General features: G+C 70.1%; 20 protein-coding genes. 5 read left to right on the plus strand and 15 right to left on the minus strand.

Annotated features, from left to right (window positions below):
- Window positions 1-14: 14 nt before the first annotated feature.
- The 5 genes from K8F61_RS08165 to K8F61_RS08185 all read right to left on the minus strand — a co-directional run bounded on the left by K8F61_RS08165 (window position 15) and on the right by K8F61_RS08185 (window position 5,561).
- Window positions 15-998 carry a LacI family DNA-binding transcriptional regulator gene (locus K8F61_RS08165; RefSeq protein WP_219085085.1) on the minus strand — a complete coding sequence of 328 codons (984 nt, stop codon included), beginning with the start codon at window positions 996-998 and terminating at the stop codon, window positions 15-17.
- A 216-nt stretch (window positions 999-1,214) separates the two neighbouring features.
- Entirely contained in the window at window positions 1,215-2,087 is an 873-nt protein-coding gene (locus tag K8F61_RS08170) for a carbohydrate kinase family protein (RefSeq protein WP_067246114.1), read from the minus strand.
- Window positions 2,088-2,104: 17 nt separating this feature from the next.
- Entirely contained in the window at window positions 2,105-2,584 is a 480-nt protein-coding gene (locus tag K8F61_RS08175) for an Lrp/AsnC family transcriptional regulator (RefSeq protein WP_067246110.1), read from the minus strand.
- Window positions 2,585-2,613: 29 nt separating this feature from the next.
- Window positions 2,614-4,083, minus strand: coding sequence for an aldehyde dehydrogenase family protein (locus tag K8F61_RS08180; RefSeq protein WP_231821304.1), 1,470 nt, complete (start codon window positions 4,081-4,083; stop codon window positions 2,614-2,616).
- Window positions 4,084-4,121: 38 nt separating this feature from the next.
- Window positions 4,122-5,561 (minus strand): APC family permease, encoded by a 1,440-nt coding sequence (locus K8F61_RS08185; RefSeq protein WP_231821305.1) that lies wholly within the window; start codon window positions 5,559-5,561, stop codon window positions 4,122-4,124.
- Window positions 5,562-5,751: 190 nt separating this feature from the next.
- On the opposite strand from K8F61_RS08185, the gene K8F61_RS08190 reads away from it, so the two are divergent.
- Window positions 5,752-7,167, plus strand: a complete 1,416-nt coding sequence (locus K8F61_RS08190; protein WP_231821306.1) for an NAD(P)/FAD-dependent oxidoreductase — start codon at window positions 5,752-5,754, stop codon at window positions 7,165-7,167.
- 27 nt (window positions 7,168-7,194) lie between these two features.
- Here the strand turns inward: K8F61_RS08190 and K8F61_RS08195 are convergent, their stop codons facing one another.
- From K8F61_RS08195 to K8F61_RS08240, 10 genes are all read right to left on the minus strand, one after another.
- Window positions 7,195-7,515: a DMT family transporter gene (locus K8F61_RS08195; RefSeq protein WP_067246096.1), complete on the minus strand. Its 321-nt coding sequence runs from the start codon at window positions 7,513-7,515 to the stop codon at window positions 7,195-7,197.
- The gene (locus K8F61_RS08200) at window positions 7,512-7,889 is read right to left on the minus strand and encodes a DMT family transporter (protein ID WP_067246094.1); all 378 of its coding nucleotides are present in this window, start codon (window positions 7,887-7,889) and stop codon (window positions 7,512-7,514) included. The genes K8F61_RS08195 and K8F61_RS08200 overlap by 4 nt, the downstream gene beginning before the upstream one ends.
- Window positions 7,890-7,908: 19 nt before the next feature.
- Entirely contained in the window at window positions 7,909-9,039 is a 1,131-nt protein-coding gene (locus tag K8F61_RS08205; RefSeq protein ID WP_231821307.1) for an adenosine deaminase, read from the minus strand.
- Window positions 9,040-9,166: 127 nt separating this feature from the next.
- Window positions 9,167-10,459, minus strand: a complete 1,293-nt coding sequence (locus tag K8F61_RS08210; protein WP_231821308.1) for a thymidine phosphorylase — start codon at window positions 10,457-10,459, stop codon at window positions 9,167-9,169.
- A complete protein-coding gene (locus K8F61_RS08215) occupies window positions 10,456-10,854 on the minus strand; it encodes a cytidine deaminase (protein WP_219085079.1) in 399 nt (132 codons plus the stop codon). The genes K8F61_RS08210 and K8F61_RS08215 overlap by 4 nt, the downstream gene beginning before the upstream one ends.
- Before the next feature lie 8 nt (window positions 10,855-10,862).
- Window positions 10,863-12,137 (minus strand): ABC transporter permease, encoded by a 1,275-nt coding sequence (locus K8F61_RS08220; RefSeq protein ID WP_219085078.1) that lies wholly within the window; start codon window positions 12,135-12,137, stop codon window positions 10,863-10,865.
- The gene (locus K8F61_RS08225) at window positions 12,134-13,396 is read right to left on the minus strand and encodes an ABC transporter permease (RefSeq protein ID WP_231821309.1); all 1,263 of its coding nucleotides are present in this window, start codon (window positions 13,394-13,396) and stop codon (window positions 12,134-12,136) included. Before K8F61_RS08225 ends, K8F61_RS08220 begins: the two co-directional genes overlap by 4 nt.
- Complete coding sequence (locus K8F61_RS08230; RefSeq protein ID WP_067246078.1) at window positions 13,393-14,907, minus strand: ABC transporter ATP-binding protein; 1,515 nt, start codon at window positions 14,905-14,907, stop codon at window positions 13,393-13,395. The genes K8F61_RS08225 and K8F61_RS08230 overlap by 4 nt, the downstream gene beginning before the upstream one ends.
- Window positions 14,908-15,012: 105 nt before the next feature.
- Window positions 15,013-16,098: a BMP family lipoprotein gene (locus K8F61_RS08235; protein WP_217996220.1), complete on the minus strand. Its 1,086-nt coding sequence runs from the start codon at window positions 16,096-16,098 to the stop codon at window positions 15,013-15,015.
- 186 nt (window positions 16,099-16,284) lie between these two features.
- Window positions 16,285-17,400: a mannose-1-phosphate guanylyltransferase gene (locus K8F61_RS08240; protein WP_067246075.1), complete on the minus strand. Its 1,116-nt coding sequence runs from the start codon at window positions 17,398-17,400 to the stop codon at window positions 16,285-16,287.
- 168 nt (window positions 17,401-17,568) lie between these two features.
- Here K8F61_RS08240 and sdhC point away from each other — a divergent pair, with 168 nt between their 5' ends.
- From sdhC to K8F61_RS08260, 4 genes are read left to right on the plus strand one after another with little or no spacing between them, the layout of a single operon-like run.
- Window positions 17,569-18,006, plus strand: coding sequence for a succinate dehydrogenase, cytochrome b556 subunit (gene sdhC, locus K8F61_RS08245; protein ID WP_084344533.1), 438 nt, complete (start codon window positions 17,569-17,571; stop codon window positions 18,004-18,006).
- On the plus strand, window positions 18,006-18,455 hold the full coding sequence (locus K8F61_RS08250) for a succinate dehydrogenase hydrophobic membrane anchor subunit (RefSeq protein WP_067246070.1): 450 nt from the start codon (window positions 18,006-18,008) through the stop codon (window positions 18,453-18,455). Before sdhC ends, K8F61_RS08250 begins: the two co-directional genes overlap by 1 nt.
- A 39-nt stretch (window positions 18,456-18,494) precedes the next feature.
- Complete coding sequence (sdhA, locus tag K8F61_RS08255) at window positions 18,495-20,321, plus strand: succinate dehydrogenase flavoprotein subunit (protein ID WP_231821310.1); 1,827 nt, start codon at window positions 18,495-18,497, stop codon at window positions 20,319-20,321.
- A complete protein-coding gene (locus K8F61_RS08260; protein ID WP_067246065.1) occupies window positions 20,321-21,082 on the plus strand; it encodes a succinate dehydrogenase iron-sulfur subunit in 762 nt (253 codons plus the stop codon). Before sdhA ends, K8F61_RS08260 begins: the two co-directional genes overlap by 1 nt.
- The last annotated feature ends 38 nt before the right edge of the window (window positions 21,083-21,120 follow it).

The raw sequence follows: 21,120 nt of genomic DNA on the forward strand, positions 1-21,120 counted from the left end.
TGCGGTGGGGATCGTCAGGCCGCGGGCCCGCTCGACGCCCGAGGGATGAAGCGGGTGGACACGACGTGCGGGGCCGACGAGGCTCGCGTGCTGCCCGGGTCTCCGGAGAGCTCGGCCAGCAGGGCGTCGGTGGCCGCGGCGGCGACGGCCTCGGGGTCGATCCGGACGGTCGCCAGGCCCGGGGTGGCCGTGGCCGCGAGGATGGTGTCGTCGATGCCGACGACGCTCACGTCCCGGGGCACGGAGACGCCCAGCGCCGCGAACTGCTGAAGCAGCCCCAGCGCCACGAGGTCGTTGTGCGCCACCACGGCCGTGGCCCCCGCGGAGAGCACGAGCGGGGCCGCGTGCACGCCGGTCTCGAAGCGCGCCTCGTACGGGCCGAACTCGACCACGTCCAGACCGGCGTCCGACAGCGCCCCGCGGATCGAGGCGGCACGCGGCGAGTCCGTCTCGTGCGCGTTCACGAACGCGCACCGTCGGTGACCGTACGCGACCAGACTCTCCCCCGCCTGCGCCACCCCCGGGGCGAGGTCGATGTGCACCTGCGGGAAGCCCTCCAGCTCGCGGTTGATGAGGACGACGGGGGTCTTGGCATGGATCTGCGCCAGCGTGTCCGCGTCGACGGTCGGAGACCACAGCACGAGCCCGTCCACCCGGGGCCGGAGGACCTCGATCGCGTCGAGCTCGGCGTCGGGGTGCTCCTCGCCGTCCGCGACCAGCACGGTCTGTCCGTGCCGGCGGGCCCGCACCTGGATGGCCTTGAGGATCGGCGCGAAGAACGGGTTGGTGATGTCGGGGATGATGAGCCCGATCGATCCCGAACGCCCGCCCCGCAGCAGCCGTGCCGCCTGGTTCGGCTGGTAGCCGAGCCGCTCGGCGATCACCCGCACCCGCTCCCGTGTCGACAGATTCACGACCTCGGGGTTCGAGAACGCCCGGGAGACCGTGGAGATCGACAGGCCCGCCTCGGCGGCGACCTCGCGGATGGTGACGGTCATGCGACCCTCTCTCGTCGGTGAGCGGATGTGACGACCAGCATTGCAAACGTTGTCATTCATGTCAATGGCACGCTCGACAATGCCCCTGACGACACAGGGAATGAGCATGAGGTCCGGGCTGCGCAACGTTTTCATTCCCCGCAGCAGGACACCGCCTCGCGGTGCCCGGCGTCCCCTATTCCGCGGCCGGACGCGGACCCGGTGCGGGGGCGCTCGCTAGGGGCGGAGGACGAGGTCGTCGAGCAGCGGGTGCAGGTGGCGCGAGCCGAGCACGGGCACCGCCGCGGCGGCCGCCGCCCGCAGCGCCGCGTCGAGGTCCCGCTCGTCCAGGACCGCGTCGAGGAGTCCGGCGAAGAACGCGTCCCCGGCGCCGTTGGTGTCCACGACGTCCGCCGGCGCCGCCCGGACCTCATGGATGCCGCCGTCGGCGTCGACGGCGATGGCGCCGTCGGCGCCGCGCGTGCAGACCGCCAGGCGCGCACCGCCGGCGATGCAGCGGCGCAGGAAGAGCACGGGATCCGGGAGCCGGTCACGACTGCACAGCACCGCGTCCGCCGCCTCCAGGAACGGGCGGTGGAACGCCGCCTCGCCGTCGTAGTCGTGCAGGTCCACCCAGATCGGCACCCCCGAGTCGGCGGAGACCTCGCGGGCCGTGGGGAGCAGACGGAGCCCCTCTGCGGACAGGTCGATCACGATGGCCGCCGAGCGGGCCATGGCCGCCACGACGTCGGGATCCACGGGACCGTCCAGCGCCGCAGCGGCCGACAGGTACAGCGAGACGCGCTCCCCCGCCGCGGTCATCAGGTTCAGGTGCCGCTCGGAGGCGCCGGACGCTCCGCCGCGCACCGTGATCCCGGCGTGCGAGAGAGCGGCGCGGATCCGCGCACCGGCCTCGTCCGCGCCGACGACGGTGTGCAGATGCACGTCCCGGCCCAGGGCGCGAAGGCTCAGCGCCTTCCCGGCGCTGGTGCCGCCGAGGCTCTGCCAGTCGGCCTCGGCGAACTGCATGTGCGGGACCGGTTCGGGCAGGCGGTCCAGCAGGACGAGGGTGTTCCACGAGACAGGGCCGGCGACGAAGACGGAGCGCACACCGTCATTCTGCCCGCTCAGTCCGCGCTGGAGACCTCCGGCACGCCCCAGCCGTAGGCGAGCTTGTGCACCTCGAGCACGAAGAACGACTCCGTCGCGACCACCTCGTCCAGCGCGCCGATCTTGTTCTCCAGGACGTCGACGATGTGCGCGACGTCGCGGCAGATCACCTCGACGAGCACATCGAAGCGGCCGCTCGTGAGCACGACGTAGCTCGTCTCCGGCAGGGCGGCGAGGGCGGTGCAGACCGCCCTCGCCGTGCCCGGCCGGACGCTGACCCCGATCATCGCCAGCCGGTCGAAGCCGATGGCCAGGGGGTTCGCGATCCCGACCACCTGCAGCACCCCGTCGTCCTCGAGGCGCTTGAGCCGGTAGCGGATCGAGGACGCGGGCACCTCGAGCTCCTCCGCCAGGGTGGAGAAGGTCTTTCGTCCGTCCACCTGGAGCGCGGCGATGATGCGGCGGTCGAGGTGATCCAGTCCGTCGATCTCGTTCACGTGTCGAGGCTATCGCGCAGGGCCGGGGATCAGCGCAGCCGGATCACGCCGGTGCGCAGGTCGCTCATGTCGATGAGCGTGTGCTTGCCGCCGATCCGTCCCCAGCCGGTCCGGGTTCCCCCTGCGCCGCCGAAGGGCATGTTGATGTCCCAGAACCCGTTGCTCTCGTTCACCACGACCTGACCGGTGCGGATCTCCTCCACGAAGCGGTAGGCCCGGGCGATGTCCTGCGTGAAGACAGCGCCCTGCAGTCCCAGCGCGTCCTCGTTCGCGAGCCGCAGCAGCTCGTCGTCGGAGTCCGCGGACACGATCGGGATGACCGGGCCGAAGGTCTCCGCGATGCTCAGCTGCGCGTCCGGAGCCACGCCGTCCACGATCGTGAAGTCGTAGTACAGGTCCGTCGGGTAGCCGGAGGCACGCCCGCCGCCGAGCGCGATGTCGAACCCGCGCTCGCGGGCCTCCGCGAGGTGCCGGTCGACCTTCGCCGCCGTCGCCTCGTTGTTCATCGGGCCCAGGGTCGTCGCCGGGTGGAACGGGTCGCCGAGGACCGCCTCGCGCGCGGCGGCCTTCGCCGCCTCCAGGAACTGCTCCCGGACCCGGCTGTGCACGAGGACGCGCCCGGTGGCGCAGCACACCTGGCCCGCGTTGAAGTACGCGCCGCGGACGGCGGCCCGCGCGGCCGCGTCGATGTCGGCGTCGTCCAGCACGATGACCGGCCCGTTGCCCGAGGCCTCGATGATCGAGCGCTTGAGCCCGGCGGTCGCGACGATCTTCTCCGCCGTCGCGGACGACCCGATGAAGCCGATCGCGTCGATGCCGGGGTGGCTGACGAGGTCCGCGCCGAACGCGCCCTCGCCGGGGAGGATGCTGACCAGCCCCGCGGGGACCCCCGCGTCCTCCAGGACCTCGACCGCGGCCAGGAGCGACAGGGCCGTGTGTGTCGGGGGCTTCACGACCACGGCGTTGCCGGTCGCGAGGCCCGGGGCCACGAACTCCGCGAACATGAGGACCGGGAAGTTCCACGGGATCACGATCGCCCAGGTGCCTACGGCCTGGTAGAAGGTCCACATCCGGATTCCGCTGTCGTTCGCCGGCAGGGTCTCGCCGTGCAGGCGCACCGCGTCCTCGGCGTGCAGGTGGAACAGCTGCGCGGTCTCGTCGATGTCGCCGTAGGCCTCACTGAGGGGCTTGCCCTGCTCCAGGGTCAGCAGGCGCGCGAGGCGGTCGCGGCGCTCGGAGATGAGGTCGCCGACGCGGTGCATGATCGCGGCGCGCTGCCAGACGCCGGTCCGGCTCCACGCGCCCTGCGCGGCCCGGGCGGCGGCGACCGCGCGGTCCAGGTCCTCCCGACCCGGCACCGCGACGGAGGCGATCACCTCGCCGGTGACGGGGCTGGTGACGTCGGTCGTCTCCCCCGAGGCGGCATCGACGTATTCTCCGGCCAGGAACAGGCGGGTGTGCGGGACCTCGACGTCGGCGGCGGTGATCTGTGCGGTCATGGTGATTCCTTTCAGAGGGCGGTTCGGGTGGACCGGGGTCAGGGTTCGGGATCGGGAACGGCCGCGCCGGCTCGCCGGCGGTCGGCGGCGCGGACGAACGCCCAGATCACCACGCCCAGCGCGAGGATCCCCAGCGCGATGCTCAGCTCCAGGATCCCGCCGTACCCGGTGATCGAGAAGCCCGTGGCCCCGACGACGAGGATGACGGCGAGCAGGATCGCGAGGACCACCGACATCGGCACGAAGAACCGCGGGAGGCGGATCGGGCGCACCGCGTCGGGGCGGTCCTTGCGCAGCAGGGCGAAGCCGGAGACCGCGAGCACGTGCGTGAGCACGTAGCCGAGGTTCCCGGTCACGATGATCGCGAGCGGCTGCTGAAGGACGACGAGAAGGACGACGTTGAGCACGAGCATGACGTTGAGCGCCCGCATCGGGATCCCCCGGCGATCGAGGCGCCCGACGGCGCGGACCGTCACTCCTTCCTTCCCCATGTTGAACAGCACGCGGGACGAGTCCGCCACCGAGGTCAGCATCACGAGCACGAGGGAGGCGATGAGGCACAGCACCATGACGTTCGCGGCGGCCTCCGAGCCGACGAGCTTCGCGAACGCTGCGACGAAGAAGGTGGCCGGGTCCTCCGCGATGGCGGCCTCTCCCGCGAACCCGCCGAGCGTGATGGGGACGAGGAAGAACACGCCGAGGCAGAACAGCGCCGCCGCACGGATGGCCCGCGCGGTGTCCTTGATCGGGTCGCGGTACTCGGAGGCGAACGTGGTGCACACCTCGACGCCGAGAGTGGTCCAGGCCATCACGTACAGCCAGACGAGCGCGGTGTGCACGCCCTCCCAGCCCTGGAGGTTCCAGCTGAGCTCCATCGGGTGCCACCCGCTGTTGAACAGCGGCAGCACGATGAACACGAACAGCGGGACCATGAGGATCGCCGCCGTGACGTACACGAAGGTCATCGTGACGCGCACGCCGATGGCGTTGATCGCGTAGAGGACGAAGATGACGACGAGGCCGATCACGATCGGGAAGCTGAGGTGGATCGGCCCGAGGTCGAGCTGCCAGGTCTGATCGGGGAACCACTGCGACTGGATGATGAGGCCGGTCAGCGCTCCGTAGGTCGCGAGGTTGGATCCCCACGGCAGCCAGTACCCGACGCCGGCGACCGGGGCGAGCCACGGCGCGCGGGTCTTCCAGGCTTCGGCCGCGAACCCGGCGATGCCGCCCGAGGACTCGGGGAACATGGTGGACAGCTCGATGTATATCCAGTTCACGGCGAAGGCGATCACCATGGAGACGGCCCAGAGGAACGCGGCCCCCCAGCCGCCGAGGCCCGCGATCGACGCACCGAGCGTGGCGATCAGGGCGGCCGGCATGGTCATCGACATCGCGAAGGCGTCGTACCACCGCAGCTTGCGCGGCAGCTTCTCCTGCTCACGCGGTGCCACAGCGGCGTCGGCGGTGCTGCTCATGTTTCCTCCATTGGTCCCATGACGGATGCGGAGCCGGATCTGCCGTGTCTCCACCCAGAGGCAGGCAGCTTCGCCTGCATGACAAACATCCTGGCCACTCTTTGCGAAATTGGCAAGTGTTGATCTAGATTTGCTCTCGATCGGCATACGAGAGCCGGCGAGGTCGCCGCTTTCGGGAACAGGAGCGCCCATGCCCTCGACCGTCTTCGAACGCCGGCCGGCCCCGGCGGCCGCCGTCGCGCACGCCCTGAGCGGCACGGCTTCGCGCGTGCTCTGGCAGGAGGACGCGCCCCGGGAGGAGCACCCGGCGCTCACGGCGGACACCACCGCGGACCTCGTGGTCGTCGGCGGCGGCTATCACGGGCTGTGGACGGCGCTGCTGGCCAAGGAACGCGACCCCGGACGACGGGTGGTCCTCCTGGAGGCGAACCGGATCGGGTGGGCGGCGTCCGGACGCAACGGCGGCTTCTGCGAGGCGAGTCTCACGCACGGATACGACAACGGGTTCCGCCGCTGGCCGGAGGACATGCCGGCGCTCGAGCGCATGGGTGCGGAGAACCTCGACGAGATCGCGGCGACCGTCGAGCGGTACGGCATGGACGTCGACCTGGAGCGGACCGGCGTGATCAAGATCGCCACCGAGGAGTACCAGCGGCGCCAGCTGCAGCAGGCGCCGAGCGACGACCGGCACGTCTTCCTGGACGGCCCCGATCTGCGCGCGGAGATCGCGTCGCCCACCTACGCCGCCGGCCTCTGGGACCGCGACGGCAACATCCTCGTGCAGCCGGCGAAGCTCGCCGCCGCACTCGCGCGGACAGCCGCCGGACTCGGGGTGGAGATCCACGAGCGCTCCCTCGTCCGAGGGGTCGAGCGTCAGGGCGACGGCGTGTCCGTCGTGACCGACGGCGGGACGGTCCGTGCCCGGCAGGCGGTGCTCGCGACGAACGTGTTCCCGTCGCTGCTGCGCCGCAACCGCCTGATGACGGTGCCGGTGTACGACTACGTGCTCGCAACGGAGCCGCTCTCGGCGCAGCAGCGCCGCGCGATCGGATGGCAGGGACGCCAGGGGCTGGCGGACATCGCGAACCAGTTCCACTACTACCGGCAGACCGCCGACCACCGCATCGTCTTCGGCGGCTACGACGCGATCTACCACTACGGCGGCCGCGTCCGCCCCGAGTACGAGGAGCGGCCCGCGTCCTTCCGCCGGCTCGCCGAGCACTTCCTCACCACGTTCCCGCAGCTGGAGGGCATCCGCTTCACCCACCGGTGGGCCGGAGCCATCGACTCCTGCTCCCGCTTCTGCGCGTTCTACGGGACGAGCCACGGCGGTGCGGTCGCGTACGCCGCAGGCTTCACGGGCCTGGGGGTGGCGGCGACGCGTTTCGCCGGCAACGTCGTGCTCGACCTGCTCGACGGCGCCGACACGGAGCGGACCCGTCTGCGGATGGTACGGGAGAAGCCGATCCCGTTCCCGCCCGAGCCCGCCGCCTCGGTCGGCATCAACGCGGTGCGGTGGTCCATGGACCGCGCCGACCACCGGGAGGGCCGACGCAACCTGCTGCTGCGCACGCTCGACGCGCTGGGCATGGGCTTCGACTCCTGAGCCGTATGCCGCGCGGCCACGCGCCGGTCAGTGCGTGCCGAGCTCCACGAGCACCACGCCGCCGACGATCACGGCGAGGCCGATGGCGGTGAGGGTCGAGATGTGGTCCTGGAAGAGCACCCGTCCGAGCACGGCGGTGGCTGCGACGCCGAGAGCCGCCCACACCGCGTACGCGATGCCCACCGGCATCCCCAGGGCGAGCACCGCGCCCAGGAGCACGTAGGACGTGAGGTATCCGACGACGACCACCGGGATCCACTTCTTCACCCGGAAGCCCGAGGAAGCCCGGAGGGACAGCGTCGCCGTCACCTCGCTCACGATCGCGCCGATCAGCAGGATCCAGGTCACGGCTCCCGCTCCCCCGCGTGGCGACGGCCCAGCTCCGCCATCAGCACCCCGGCCATGATGACGACCAGCCCCACCAGGGAGAGCGGGCTGAGCAGCTCGGAGAACAGCGCCGCGGCGGCCAGCGCCGTGAGCGCGACGCCCACCGCCGACCAGATGCCGTAGGCCACGCCCACCGGCATGCCCCGGGTCAGCACCATGCCGAGCAGCCAGAACGCCCCGCCGTAGCCGATCACGGTCGCGATCGCCCACCACGGCGCGCCGCCCGTCGCCACCGCGCGCAGACTCAGCGTCGCCGCCACCTCCAGCACGATCGCCAGCAGCAGCGGCGGCCAGGCGCTGCCCCGTCGCTGCGGGGGCGGCGTCTCGGCGGTCATCGACGCAGATCCTCGTGGCTCAGGCGTCGAAGCCCTCGGCGATGATCTCCACCAGCTCCTCGCGCTCCTCGACGGGGAGGAACGCGCCGGCGGCCGCGTTGAACTGGAAGGACTCCAGGTCCTCCAGGTCGTACCCGAACGCGTCCACCAGAAGGCTCAGCTCGCGGGTGATCGAGGTCGCGCTCATCGTGCGGTTGTCGACGTTCACGGTCACGGCGAACCCGAGCTGGTAGAGCAGATCGAAGGGATGGTCCGCGAGCTCGGTCCCCCAGGCGGCGATCGCCCCGGTCTGCAGGTTCGATGACGGCGACAGCTCCAGGGGGATCTCCCGGTCGCGCACCCAGCGGGCGAGGTCGCCGAAGCGCACCTGCACCTCGTCGCCGTCGCGACCCATGATCTCCAGATCCTCGGCGATCCGCACACCGTGCCCGAGGCGCAGCGCACGGCCGTCGATCAGGGCCGAGCGGATCGAGTCGGGCCCGGCCGCCTCTCCGGCGTGCACGGTGACCGGGAAGAAGTTCTCCGCCAGGTGGTCGAACGCGGCCCGGTGCCGCGACGGCGGGAAGCCGTCCTCGGGGCCGGCGATGTCGAACCCGACGGCACCGCGCCCGCGGAACGCCACGGCCAGCTTCGCGATCTCCAGCGAGCGGTCCGTGTGACGCATGGCGGTGACCAGCTGGCCGACGCGGATGCTGCGCCCGGATCGGTCGACGATGTCCTCGCCCTCCTCGATGCCGGCCTGCACGGCCTCGACGGCCTCCTCCAGGCTCAGGCCCCGGGCGAGATGCTGCTCGGGCGCCCAGCGCACCTCGCCGTACACGACTCCGTCGTCGGCGAGATCCTCGACGAACTCCCGCGCGACCCGGGTCAGCCCCTCCCTGGTCTGCATGACCGACGTCGTCAGGTCGAAGGTCTTCAGGTACTCCACGAGCGAGCCGGAGTCGCTCTGCGCGGCGAACCAGCGCCCGAGCGCCGCGGGATCCGACTCGGGCACCTCGAGCCCGACCGCGTCCGCGAGCTCGATGATCGTGGCGGGGCGCAAGGCGCCGTCGAGGTGATCGTGCAGCGAGATCTTCGGCAGGCTCCGCAGCGAGACCCCCTGAACGGTGGCGTCACCCGTGGCGTCGATTCCGGTCGCGTCGGTCGGCATGGCGGATCCTCTCGGATGAGTGACGGCGCTGTCAGCGGCTGGGGATGACGCACGCGGCGTCCGGGATCAGCCTAGTCATCCCGGAACGCCTCCGACACCGTCCGCCCGGCAGACCGCCCGCGGCGGCTCAGGCGGTGATGCGCTCGCGCACGAGCGGCGACGCCGCCGGCTTCTCCGCGCCGATCTCCCACGCTCCCGCGACGGCGTCCAGCGCACGCGAGAAGCGTGCCGCGTCGTCCGCGGACAGGGTGAACAGCGGGTCTCCTGCGCGGACCTGATCCCCGGGCTTCACGTGCAGGTCGATGCCGGCGGCGTGCACGACGGCATCCTCCGCCCGCGCCCGTCCCGCCCCGAGCCGCCACGCCGCGATCCCGAACGGAAGGGCGTCCATCCGCGTGACGAAGCCCTCGGCCTCGGCCGTGACCGTGTGCGTCTCGCGCGGGGCCGGGAGCGGCGCCGTGGGGTCGCCGTCCTGGGCGCGGATCATCGCGTTCCACACGTCCATCGCCCGGCCGCCGTCCAGCGCCTTCTCCACGTCGGCATCCGGGTGCCCGCTGAGCGCGAGCATCTCGCGGGCGAGCGCCAGGGTCAGCTCCCGCACGTCGGCGGGACCGCCGCCGGCGAGGACCTCCACCGACTCGCGCACCTCGTTGGCGTTGCCGATCGCGCGCCCCAGCGGGACGTTCATGTCGGTCAGCAGCGCGGTGGTGGACACGCCGGAATCGGTGCCGAGCTCGACCATCGTCCTGGCGAGCTCTCTGGCCCGCTCGATGTCCTGCATGAACGCGCCGGAGCCGAACTTCACGTCCAGGACGAGCGCGTCGGTGCCCTCGGCGATCTTCTTCGACATGATGCTCGACGCGATCAGCGGGATCGCCTCGACGGTGCCCGTCACGTCCCGCAGCGCGTAGAGCTTCTTGTCCGCGGGAGCGAGCCCCGAGCCGGCCGCGCAGATGACCGCGCCGACCTCGCCCTGGAGCTGCGCGAACATCTCCTCGTTGCTCAGCGCCGCGCGCCAGCCCGGGATCGACTCCAGCTTGTCCAGTGTGCCGCCCGTGTGGCCGAGGCCGCGGCCGGACAGCTGCGGGACAGCCACGCCGAACGAGGCGACCAGCGGCGCCAGGGGCAGGGTGATCTTGTCACCCACGCCGCCGGTGGAGTGCTTGTCGACCGTGCGCTTGCCCAGCGCGGCGAAGCTCATCCGCTCCCCCGACGCGATCATGGCGTCGGTGAGGACGCGGATCTCGTCCCGCTGCATCCCGCGCTGGAACACCGCCATCGCGAAGGACGCCATCTGCGCGTCCGAGACGTAGCCGCGCGTGTAGGCGTCGACCATCCAGCGCAGCGCGTCCTCGGGGACCGCTCCCCCGTCGCGCTTGGCGCGGATCACGTCCACGGCGTCGAACGGCTCCACGGTCATCGTGCCTCCTCCAGATCCCTGGGCCCGAACGCGTCGGGCAGGACCTCGTCGATCGTGCGGATCCCCGAGACGGTCTCCAGGAGCATCCCCGGCATCGCGTGCTCGAACAGCAGCTGACGGCAGCGCCCGCACGGCATGATCGTCTCGCCGTCGCCGTTCACGCAGACGAACGCGACGAGGCGCCCGCCGCCGGACATGTGCAGGTCGCCCACCAGGGCGCACTCGGCGCACAGGGTCACGCCGTACGACGCGTTCTCCACGTTGCAGCCGGCGACGATGCGTCCGTCCCCGACGAGGGCCGCGGCCCCCACCCGGTACCGCGAGTAGGGCGCGTACGCCTTGCGCATGGCGTCCTCGGCGACCTGGCGCAGCTCGTCCCAGTCGATGTCGGTCATGTCCCTCCTCAGGACTTGATGTAGGGGTCGCCGTCGGCGGCGGGCGGACGCGAACGCCCGACGAGGCCGGCGACCGCGAAGATCGTCACGACGTAGGGCAGCATCAGCATGAACTGGCTCGGCACCGGCGACCCGATCACGCTCAGCACACCCTGGAGGTTGGACGCGAAACCGAACAGCAGCGCCGCCAGCGTGGCCTTGATCGGATCCCACTTGCCGAAGATCACGGCGGCCAGCGCGATGAATCCGGCGCCCGCGGTCATCTCCGGATTAAACCGCGGCACCGACACGAGCGTGTAGAACGCCCCGCCCATACCGGCGATCGCGCCCGCGATCATCACGTTCATGTAGCGGGTCCGTGCGACGTTGATGCCGACCGTGTCCGCCGCCTGCGGGTGCTCGCCGACCGCGCGCATCCGCAGCCCCCACCGCGTCCGGTACATGCCGAACCAGACCGCGAACACCACCAGGTACATCAGGTAGACGACGATCGTCTGCCGGAACAGGATCGGGCCGAGCACGGGGATGTCGCCCAACAGCGGGATCGGGATCGGCGCGAACGGCGTCACCGTGTTCATCGTCGCCTGGTTGGGAGCGAGCACCTGTCGGAACAGGAAGGTCGTGACGCCGATGACCAGCACGTTCAGCACGACGCCGACGATCACCTGGTCGACGTAGTAGGTGATCGCGAAGACACCGAGCACGAGCGCCACCAGCACGCCCGCGACCATCGCGGCGATCAGTCCCGCCCACGGCGTCCCGGTCAGCGACCCGACCACCGCGGCGCTGAAGGCGCCCGCCAGCAGCTGCGCCTCGATGGCGATGTTGACGACGCCGGCCCGCTCTCCGATCACGCCGCCCAGCGCGCCGAAGATCAGGGGCGTCGCCAGGGCCAGCGCGCCGCCCAGCAGTCCGACCATTGGAAGCGTGCCGGAGCTGCCCGCGGCCGCCCAGGCGAGGAAGCCGAACACGAGCACGACGACGAACACGGCGATGAGCCACAGCGGCACCGCTCGTCGCTGCCGCGACAGCACGACGGAGACCACCGTCACGACGGCGAGGATCACGATGCAGATCCACGCGGTGGCCGTCCCCGGCACCACGAGATCCGGCAGGGTGAACAGGTCGCTGCCCGCGGAGAAGCGGAAGGTGGCGTCTCCCGGACGGGGGACGATCACCGGCAACAGGGAGAACAGCACCGTCACGACTGCGAAGATGATCGGCGTCTTCCAGGAGACGACCGAGACGGTGCGCGGCTGGGCGTCCAGCGTCTCCACGCTCATGCCGCCACCTCCTTCTTCATGGCGCGCCGCGTTCGGCGGTTCGCGCGGCCGGGCTGGGGCAGACCGAACATCGCACGCACCATCGGAGGTGCGGCGATGAACAGCACGATGAGCGACTGCACGACCAGCACGATCTCGATCGGCACGCCCTGCGAGGCCTGCATGGTGAATCCACCGGTCTTGAACGCGCCGAACAGGATGCCGGCGCCGAGGATGCCCAGCGGGCGGGATCGCCCGAGAAGGGCCACCGTGATCGCGTCGAAGCCGATCCCGGCGTCGATCCCGCCGCTGAAGCCCTTCGGCTCCGTGCCGAGGACCTGGCTGACTCCGGCGAGGCCCACGAGCGCGCCCGCGATCACCATCACCAGGAAGTACATCCGCCCGACCGAGATGCCGGCCACGCGCGCCGCGGCGGGGTTCTCCCCCACCGCGCGGAAACGGAAGCCGAGGCTGGAACGCTCGAGCAGCCACCACGTGATCGCGACGGCCACGAGCGCGAACAGGAACCCGAGGTGCAGCTTGTACATCGGTCCGAGGATCTGCGGGAGCACCGCGGTCTCGTCCATCGGCGCGGTCTTCGGGTTCTGCGACCCGGGCGCCTGCAGCACGCCCTGCGTGGCGAGCATCCAGGCGAGCAGATACACCGCGATGTGGTTGAGCATGATCGTCACGATCACCTCGTGCGCCCCCGTGCGGGCCTTCAACAGGCCGGCGATCCCGGCCCACAGCGCGCCGGCGAGGACGCCGGCGACGAGGGCCGCGACCATGTGCAGCGGGAACGGCATGTCCAGAGCGGTGGCGACATAGCCCGCCGCGGCGGCGGACATGAGCATCTGCCCCTGACCACCGATGTTGAACAGTCCGGCGCGGAACGCGAGCCCGACGCCGAGCCCCGCCGCGATCAGCGGCGTGGCGAACTTGAGCGTCTCGGTGAGGGGCCGGATGCCGACGGCGAAGCTGTCCGCGTTGACGTTGTAGATCGAGCCGCGGAACAGCGCCGCATAGGCGCCCGCCACCGCATCCCAGATCGCGCCGAACGTGTCGCTCGGCCGCTGGAAGAAGTATCCGGCGGCGGCCTGCACGTCCTTGTCCGTGGCGGCGATCATGATCGATCCGACGATCACTGCGGCGATGACGGCGAGAACCGAGATGATCGCGTTGCCCCTGACGACCTGCTGCACCGCGATGCGCCACCGCGAGGGGGGCGGCACGTCGGCCGTGCCGTTCGGCGCCGGAGTCTGCGTCTGCGCGGCGGTCATGCCGTGGCTCCTTCGTTCGCGGCGCCCGCCATCATCAGGCCGAGCTGGTCGCGCGGCGTGTCGCCGGGCACGATGCCGACGATGCGTCCGCGGTACATCACCAGGATCCGGTCGGCGAGCGCGGTGACCTCGTCCAGCTCCGTGGAGATGACGATCACGGGCACGCCGGCGTCGCGCGTGGCGACCACCCGCTTGTGGATGAACTCGATCGATCCGACGTCGACGCCGCGCGTGGGCTGGGCGGCGACGAACAGCGACAGGTCGCGGCTCAGCTCACGGGCGAGCACGACCTTCTGCTGGTTGCCTCCGGACAGACGCCCGGCGGCCTGGGACGGCCCTTGCGTGCGGATGTCGAACTCGTCGATCTTCTCGCGGGCGAACTGATCGAGCGCTTTCAGCTGCAGCGCCCCCGCCTTCACGAACGGCGCGCCCGAGGAGCGGTCGAGCATCAGGTTCTCCGCGATGGAGAACTCCTTGACCAGGCCGTCCACGCCGCGGTCCTCCGGGACGAATCCCACTCCGGCGTCGAGGATGTCGCGGACCGATCGCCCGACGAGCTCCTCTCCGTTCAGACGGATGCTGCCGCGGACGTGGGGCTGCAGGCCGACGATGGCCTCGGTCAACTCCGTCTGGCCGTTCCCCTGCACTCCGGCGATCGCGAGCACCTCGCCGCCGCGGACCTCGAAGGACGCCTCGTCGACGAGGACCGTCCCGGCGGCGTCCGTCACGGTCAGGTTCTCCACCACCAGCGCGTTGCTGCGCAGGTTCGGCGCGTCCTTGTGCACGGTCAGCTCGACCGCGCGGCCGACCATCAACGAGGCGAGCTCGGCGTTGGTCGCGTCGGGCGACGCCTCGCCGACGACCTTGCCGAGCCGGATGACCGTGATGCGGTCGGCCACCTCGCGGACCTCGCGGAGCTTGTGCGTGATGAAGACGATCGCGGTGCCCTGCTCCTTCAGGCTCCGCATCGTGGCCATGAGCTCGTCCGTCTCCTGCGGCGTGAGCACGGCGGTCGGCTCGTCGAAGACGAGGATGCTCGCGTCCCGGGACAGCGCCTTGATGATCTCCACGCGCTGCTGCACGCCGACCGGGAGATCCTCGACGATCGCATCCGGATCGACGTCGAAGCCGAACCGGTCGGAGATCTCCCGCACGCGCGCCCGCGCGGCACCGAGGTCGAGCCGACCGCCGAACGTCGTCTGCTCGTGGCCGAGCATCACGTTCTCGGCGACCGTGAAGACCGGGATCAGCATGAAGTGCTGGTGCACCATCCCGATCCCTGCCGCCATCGCGTCGCCGGGGCCGGAGAAGTGCTGCACCTCGTCGTCGAGGAGGATCTGGCCCTCATCCGCCTGGTAGAGGCCGTACAGCACGTTCATCAGCGTGGACTTGCCGGCACCGTTCTCGCCGAGGAGGCAGTGGATCTCGCCGGGCCGGACGACCAGGTCGATGTGATCGTTGGCCGTCAGCGCGCCGAACCTCTTCGTTATGCCGCGCAGTTCGAGCTTCATGTGTCGATCCTATTCGGGCGTGCTCAGACGCCGTGGGGTCGGGTGGGAAAGCGGAAAAGAGGGGAGGTCGGCGCGACGCCGACCTCCCCTGCGCCTCTCCGAGCGTTACTCGGAGAGGTAGGACGTGACGGTGATCTTGCCGTCGATGATGTCCTTGGTGACCTGGTCGACCTTCGTCATCAGCGCCGGGTCGACCTTGCTCTCGAAGTTGTGCAGCGGCGCGATGCCGACGCCCTTGTTCTCGAGGGTGCCGATGTACGGCTCGCCGGAGAAGTCGCCCTTCGAGCTCGCCATGACGGCCTCGTACGTGGACAGGTCCATCGCCTTCAGCACGGAGGTGAGCACGACGTCGGCCGTGGTCGGGTCGGTGACGAACAGGTCCGCGTCCGCGCCGATGAGGGCGATCTCGCGCCCGGACTCGTTGATCGCCTGCAGCGCCGACTGGTAGATCGGGCCGCCGACGGGAAGGAGCACGTCCACACCCTGGTCGATGATGTTCTTCGCGACCGTCTTGGCGTCCTGGTTGGCTTCGAAGCCGCCGGTGAAGGAGCCGGTCTTGCCGTCCCAGCCGACGACCTGCACGGCCGTGCCGTTCTCCTGGTTGTAGTGGTCGACGCCCTGCTTGAAGCCGTCCATGAAGATCGTCACGGTCGGGAACTCCATGCCGCCGAAGGTGCCGACCTTGCCGGCCTTCGAGTAGCCCGCGGACAGGTAACCGGCCACGAACGCCGCCTCGGCCGTGTTGTAGAGCAGCGGCTTGACGTTGTCGGGCTTGCTGTCGCCGCCCGCGTCGTCGACGAGGATGAAGTCGGTGTCGGGGTTGGCCGAGGCCGCGTCGACGGTGGCCTGCGAGAGGGCGAAGCCCACCGCGACGATGGCGTTGCAGCCCTCGGACACCATGTTGTCGACGTTCGGGCCGTACTCCGTCTCGGCGTTGGACTCCGCCTTCTTCAGCGTGACGCCCAGTTCGTCCGCGGCCTTCTGCGCGCCCTCCATCGACAACTGGTTGAACGACTTGTCGTCGAAGCCGCCGAAGTCCGAGACGATGCACGGCAGGAACTCGGATCCGCCGCCGTCACCGCCGCCGGCGCCCGGCTTCTCGGTCGGCGCCTGGCCGCAGCCGGCGAGTGCGATCGCGACGGCGGCGACGAGCGTCGCGCCGAACAGCTTCTTGGTGGTTGAGATGGTCACTCAGGCCTCCCCTGCACGCACCCGCGGCCATCGCGGGTCGATCAAAGTTACCCAGTGTGACGGCGCGTGCGCATCCGCGCTTGCCCTGGCGGCGAGGAATGGTTATCAAGCTGAAACCATATGAGCCCCAACGTGCTCATTTGAGCAGCTGCCCCTCTGATCCACCGGATTCAGAGCAGGGAATGCTCAGAGCACGTCACCGCGTCCGGTGACTTTGAGGGACTCCACGACGCCCTTGACGCGCTGTGCGTGCTCCGTCGTCGTCACCAGGAGCGCGTCAGGGGTGTCCACCACGACGATGTCCTTCACCCCGACGAGGCTGATGACACGCGACGTCTGGCTGACCAGGATCCCGCTGGCCGCGTCGCTGAGCACGCGCGCCTTCGGGCCGAGCACGGCGAGGTCGTTCTTGCGGCCGTTGGAGATGAGCTTGGTCAGCGACGCGAAGTCCCCCACGTCGTCCCAGTCGAAGTGCCCGGGGACGACGGCGAGGCGTCCGCGCTCGGCCGCGGGCTCGGCCACGGCGTAGTCGATCGCGATCTTCTTCAGCCGCGGCCAGATCCGGTCCACCGCCGGCCCGCGCCGGTCCCGGTCGTCCCACGCCTCGGCGAGCTCGAGCAGGCCCGCGTGCAGCTCGGGCTCGTTCGCGGCCAGCTCGTCGAGCAGCACCCCGGCCTTCGCGATGAACATGCCCGCGTTCCAGAGGTAGGTCCGCTCCGCGAGGTACGCCTTGGCGGTCTCCAGGTCGGGCTTCTCCACGAAGCGTTCGACCAGGGCCGCCTCGCGGGCGCCTTCGACGAGGAGCTCCTCGCCGCGCTTGATGTACCCGAACCCGACGGCGGGTTCCGTGGGCGAGATGCCGATCGTGCAGATGTACCCCTCCCGCGCCACCTCCACCGCGTCGCGCACGGCGAACTCGAACACCCGCGTGCCGCGGATCACGTGATCCGCGCTGAAGGAGCCGATGATGACGTCCGGGTCCCGACGGTGCAGGATCGCCGCGGCCAGCCCGATGGCCGCCGCCGACTCCCGCGGCTCGGACTCGAGGAACACGTTCTCGTCGGCGATGCCGGGCAGCTGCTCCTCCACGGCGGCGCGATGGGCGCGCCCGGTCACCACCGCGATCCGGTCGCGACCGGTGAGCGGCTCGAGGCGATCCCAGGTGTCGCGGAGGAGGGATTGGCCGGAGCCGGTGAGGTCGTGCAGGAACTTGGGCGCATCGGCGCGCGACAGCGGCCAGAGCCGGCTTCCGATGCCCCCCGCGGGGATGACGGCGTAGAAGTCCTCGATCGGCTCGCGCATGACACCCAGCGTAGCGAGCGCGCCCGGAAGGACGGGGCGGGGGATTATCTCGATGTCGAGATACTTAGGGTCCCCTTCGTCGCTCCCCGAGGGCCGACGGGAATAGGATGGACGCGATCGCGCGCGCCGCCATGCGCGCCGGGCCCGCTTCGACCAGGGAGGACGACCGTGTCCGCAGGCACTCGCTTGACACCGTCGATTTCGGAAACCACGTCCAAGACCCCGCGCGGCACCCTTTACCGGGGGCGCGAAGGCATGTGGTCGTGGGTGCTTCACCGCATCACCGGGATCGCGATCTTCTTCTTCCTCCTGGTGCACGTGCTCGACACCGCCCTGATCCGGGTCTCCCCCGGCGCATACGACGCGGTGATCGGCACCTACAAGAACCCGATCATGGCCTTCGGCGAGGTCGTCCTCGTGGCCGGCATCGCCTATCACGCCCTCAACGGGCTGCGCATCATCCTGGTCGACCTGTGGTCGAAGGGCGCGCGCTTCCAGCGGCAGCTCTTCTGGATCGTCATCGGCGTGTGGCTCGTGATCATGGCCGGCTTCGTGCCGCGTCACCTTGCGCTCGCGTTCGCCGGCTTCGGCGAGGGAGGACACTGATGACCGCTCAGGCTCCGGCACAGCTCGCCGCCCCCCGCCGCCAGCGCGGGTTCAACCTCGAGAAGTGGGGCTGGGTGTTCATGCGCGCCTCGGGCGTCGTGCTCGTGGTGCTCATCTTCGGCCACCTGTTCGTCAACCTCATGCTCGGCGAGGGCATCCACGCCCTGGACTTCGCCTTCGTCGCCGGCAAGTACGCCACGCCGTTCTGGCAGTGGTGGGACGTCATCATGCTCTGGCTGGCGCTCATCCACGGAGCCAACGGGATGCGCACGGTCGTCAACGACTACGTGACGCACTCGGGCGTCCGCAAGACCCTGCTCGGCGCGCTCGGCCTGGCCGCCGCCCTGCTCATCATCCTCGGCACCCTGGTCGTGTTCACCTTCGACCCGTGCAACGGCGTGTTCGAGGACGGCGCCATGTGGGAGACCTGCCAGGCCCTGGTCAAGTGACCGCCCCGGCAGCGCGAGAAGACAGATAGGCATAAGAGAGTGACCACGCAGACTCAGGATTCCGTCGTCAAGAACGGCGTGCACCACCACGAGTTCGACATCGTCATCGTCGGCGCCGGCGGCGCCGGGATGCGAGCGGCGATCGAGGCCGGGCCCGGCGCCCGCACGGCCGTCATCACCAAGCTCTACCCCACCCGGTCCCACACCGGCGCGGCGCAGGGCGGCATGGCCGCCGCGCTCGCCAACGTCGAGGAGGACAGCTGGGAGTGGCACACGTTCGACACCGTCAAGGGCGGCGATTACCTCGTCGACCAGGACGCCGCGGAGATCCTGGCCAAGGAGGCCATCGACGCGGTCATCGACCTCGAGAACATGGGCCTGCCCTTCAACCGCACGCCCGAGGGCAAGATCGACCAGCGCCGCTTCGGCGGCCACACCGCCGAGCACGGCAAGACCCCGGTGCGCCGCGCCTGCTACGCCGCGGACCGAACCGGTCACATGATCCTGCAGACGCTGTTCCAGAACTGCGTCAAGCTCGGGATCAACTTCTTCAACGAGTTCTACGTGCTCGACCTCATCACGGTGAAGGACGAGGCCGGCAAGACGGGCATCGCGGGAGTCGTCGCCTACGAGCTCGCCACGGGCGAGATGCACGTCTTCCACGCCAAGGCCGTGATCTTCGCGACCGGCGGCTTCGGCAAGATCTTCAAGACGACCTCGAACGCGCACACCCTCACCGGCGACGGCGTCGGGATCGTCTGGCGCAAGGGCCTGCCGCTGGAGGACCTCGAGTTCTTCCAGTTCCACCCCACCGGCCTCGCCGGCCTCGGCATCCTCCTCACCGAGGGCGCCCGAGGCGAGGGCGCGATCCTCCGCAACGCGTCCGGCGAGCGGTTCATGGAGCGTTACGCCCCCACCATCAAGGACCTCGCCCCGCGTGACATCGTCGCCCGCTGCATGGTCCAGGAGGTCGCGGAGGGCCGCGGCGCCGGCCCGCACAAGGACTACGTGCTCCTGGACTGCACGCACCTGGGCGCCGAGGTCCTGGAGACCAAGCTGCCCGACATCACGGAGTTCGCCCGCACCTATCTGGGCGTCGACCCCGTGGTGGAGCCGGTCCCGGTGATGCCGACGGCCCACTACGCCATGGGCGGCATCCCCACCAACAACAACGGCGAGGTGCTCGCCGACAACGACACGATCGTCCCCGGCCTCTACGCCGCGGGCGAGTGCGCCTGCGTCTCGGTTCACGGCGCGAACCGTCTCGGCACCAACTCCCTCCTGGACATCAACGTGTTCGGCAAGCGCAGCGGCCGCAACGCCGTCGAGTACGTCAAGACCGCCGAGTTCCTCCCCCTCCCGGAGGACCCGGCCAAGGACGTCCGCGAGATGATCGAAGGCCTGCGCACCAACACCGGCACCGAGCGGATCGCCGTGCTGCGCAAGACGCTGCAGGACGAGATGGACCGCGGCGCCCAGGTGTTCCGCACCCACGATTCGCTGCAGCACGTGCTCGGCGTCATCGCGGAACTGCGCGAGCGCTACAAGAACGTGCACGTCGACGACAAGGGACATCGCTTCAACACGGACCTCCTCGAGGCCGTCGAGCTCGGCTTCCTGCTCGACATCGCCGAGGTCGTCGTCTACGCCGCGCAGAACCGCGAGGAGAGCCGCGGCGGCCACATGCGCGACGACTTCCCCCAGCGCGACGACGAGAAGTACATGAAGCACACGATGGCGTATCTGACCGGCGACCCGCACTCGTCCGATCCGAGCGACCACATCCGTCTCGACTGGAAACCGGTCGTGTTCACGAAGAACGAGCAGGGCGAGCTGAACTACCCGCCGATGGAGAGGAAGTACTGATGTCCACCGCCGTCGTGGAGCAGGAGGTCGTCGAGGACACCGGCGTGCAGTCGTACCTCGTGACGTTCATCATCCGCCGCTTCGATCCCGAGGTCGACGCCGAGCCCCGCTGGGTGGACTACGACGTCGAGATGTACTCGACCGACCGCGTGCTCGACGCGCTGCACAAGATCAAGTGGGAGGTCGACGGCTCGCTGACCTTCCGCCGCTCGTGCGCGCACGGCATCTGCGGCTCGGACGCCATGCGTATCAACGGGCGCAACCGGCTCGCCTGCAAGACGCTGATCAAGGACCTGGACATCTCCAAGCCGATCTACGTCGAGGCCATCAAGGGGCTGCCGCTGGAGAAGGACCTCGTCGTCGACATGGAGCCGTTCTTCGCGGCGTACCGCGAGGTCAAGCCGTTCCTCATCGCCAACTCCGAGCCGGAGAAGGGCAAGGAGCGCATCCAGTCGATCGCCAACCGCGAGATCTTCGACGACACCACCAAGTGCATCCTGTGCGCCGCGTGCACCTCGTCCTGCCCCGTGTTCTGGACGGACGGGCAGTACTTCGGGCCGGCGGCGATCGTGAACGCGCACCGCTTCATCTTCGACTCGCGCGACGATGCCGGCGGCGCCCGCCTGGACATCCTCAACGACAAGGAGGGCGTCTGGCGCTGCCGCACGACCTTCAACTGCACCGAGGCGTGCCCCCGCGGCATCGAGGTCACCAAGGCCATCGCCGAGGTCAAGCAGGCGGTCCTTCGCGGCGGCCGCTGATCCGCACCCGCTCGCGGCACGTCCCCATCCTCTCGCTA

Source organism: Microbacterium resistens, from assembly GCF_021172025.1.
Classification (GTDB): domain Bacteria; phylum Actinomycetota; class Actinomycetes; order Actinomycetales; family Microbacteriaceae; genus Microbacterium; species Microbacterium resistens.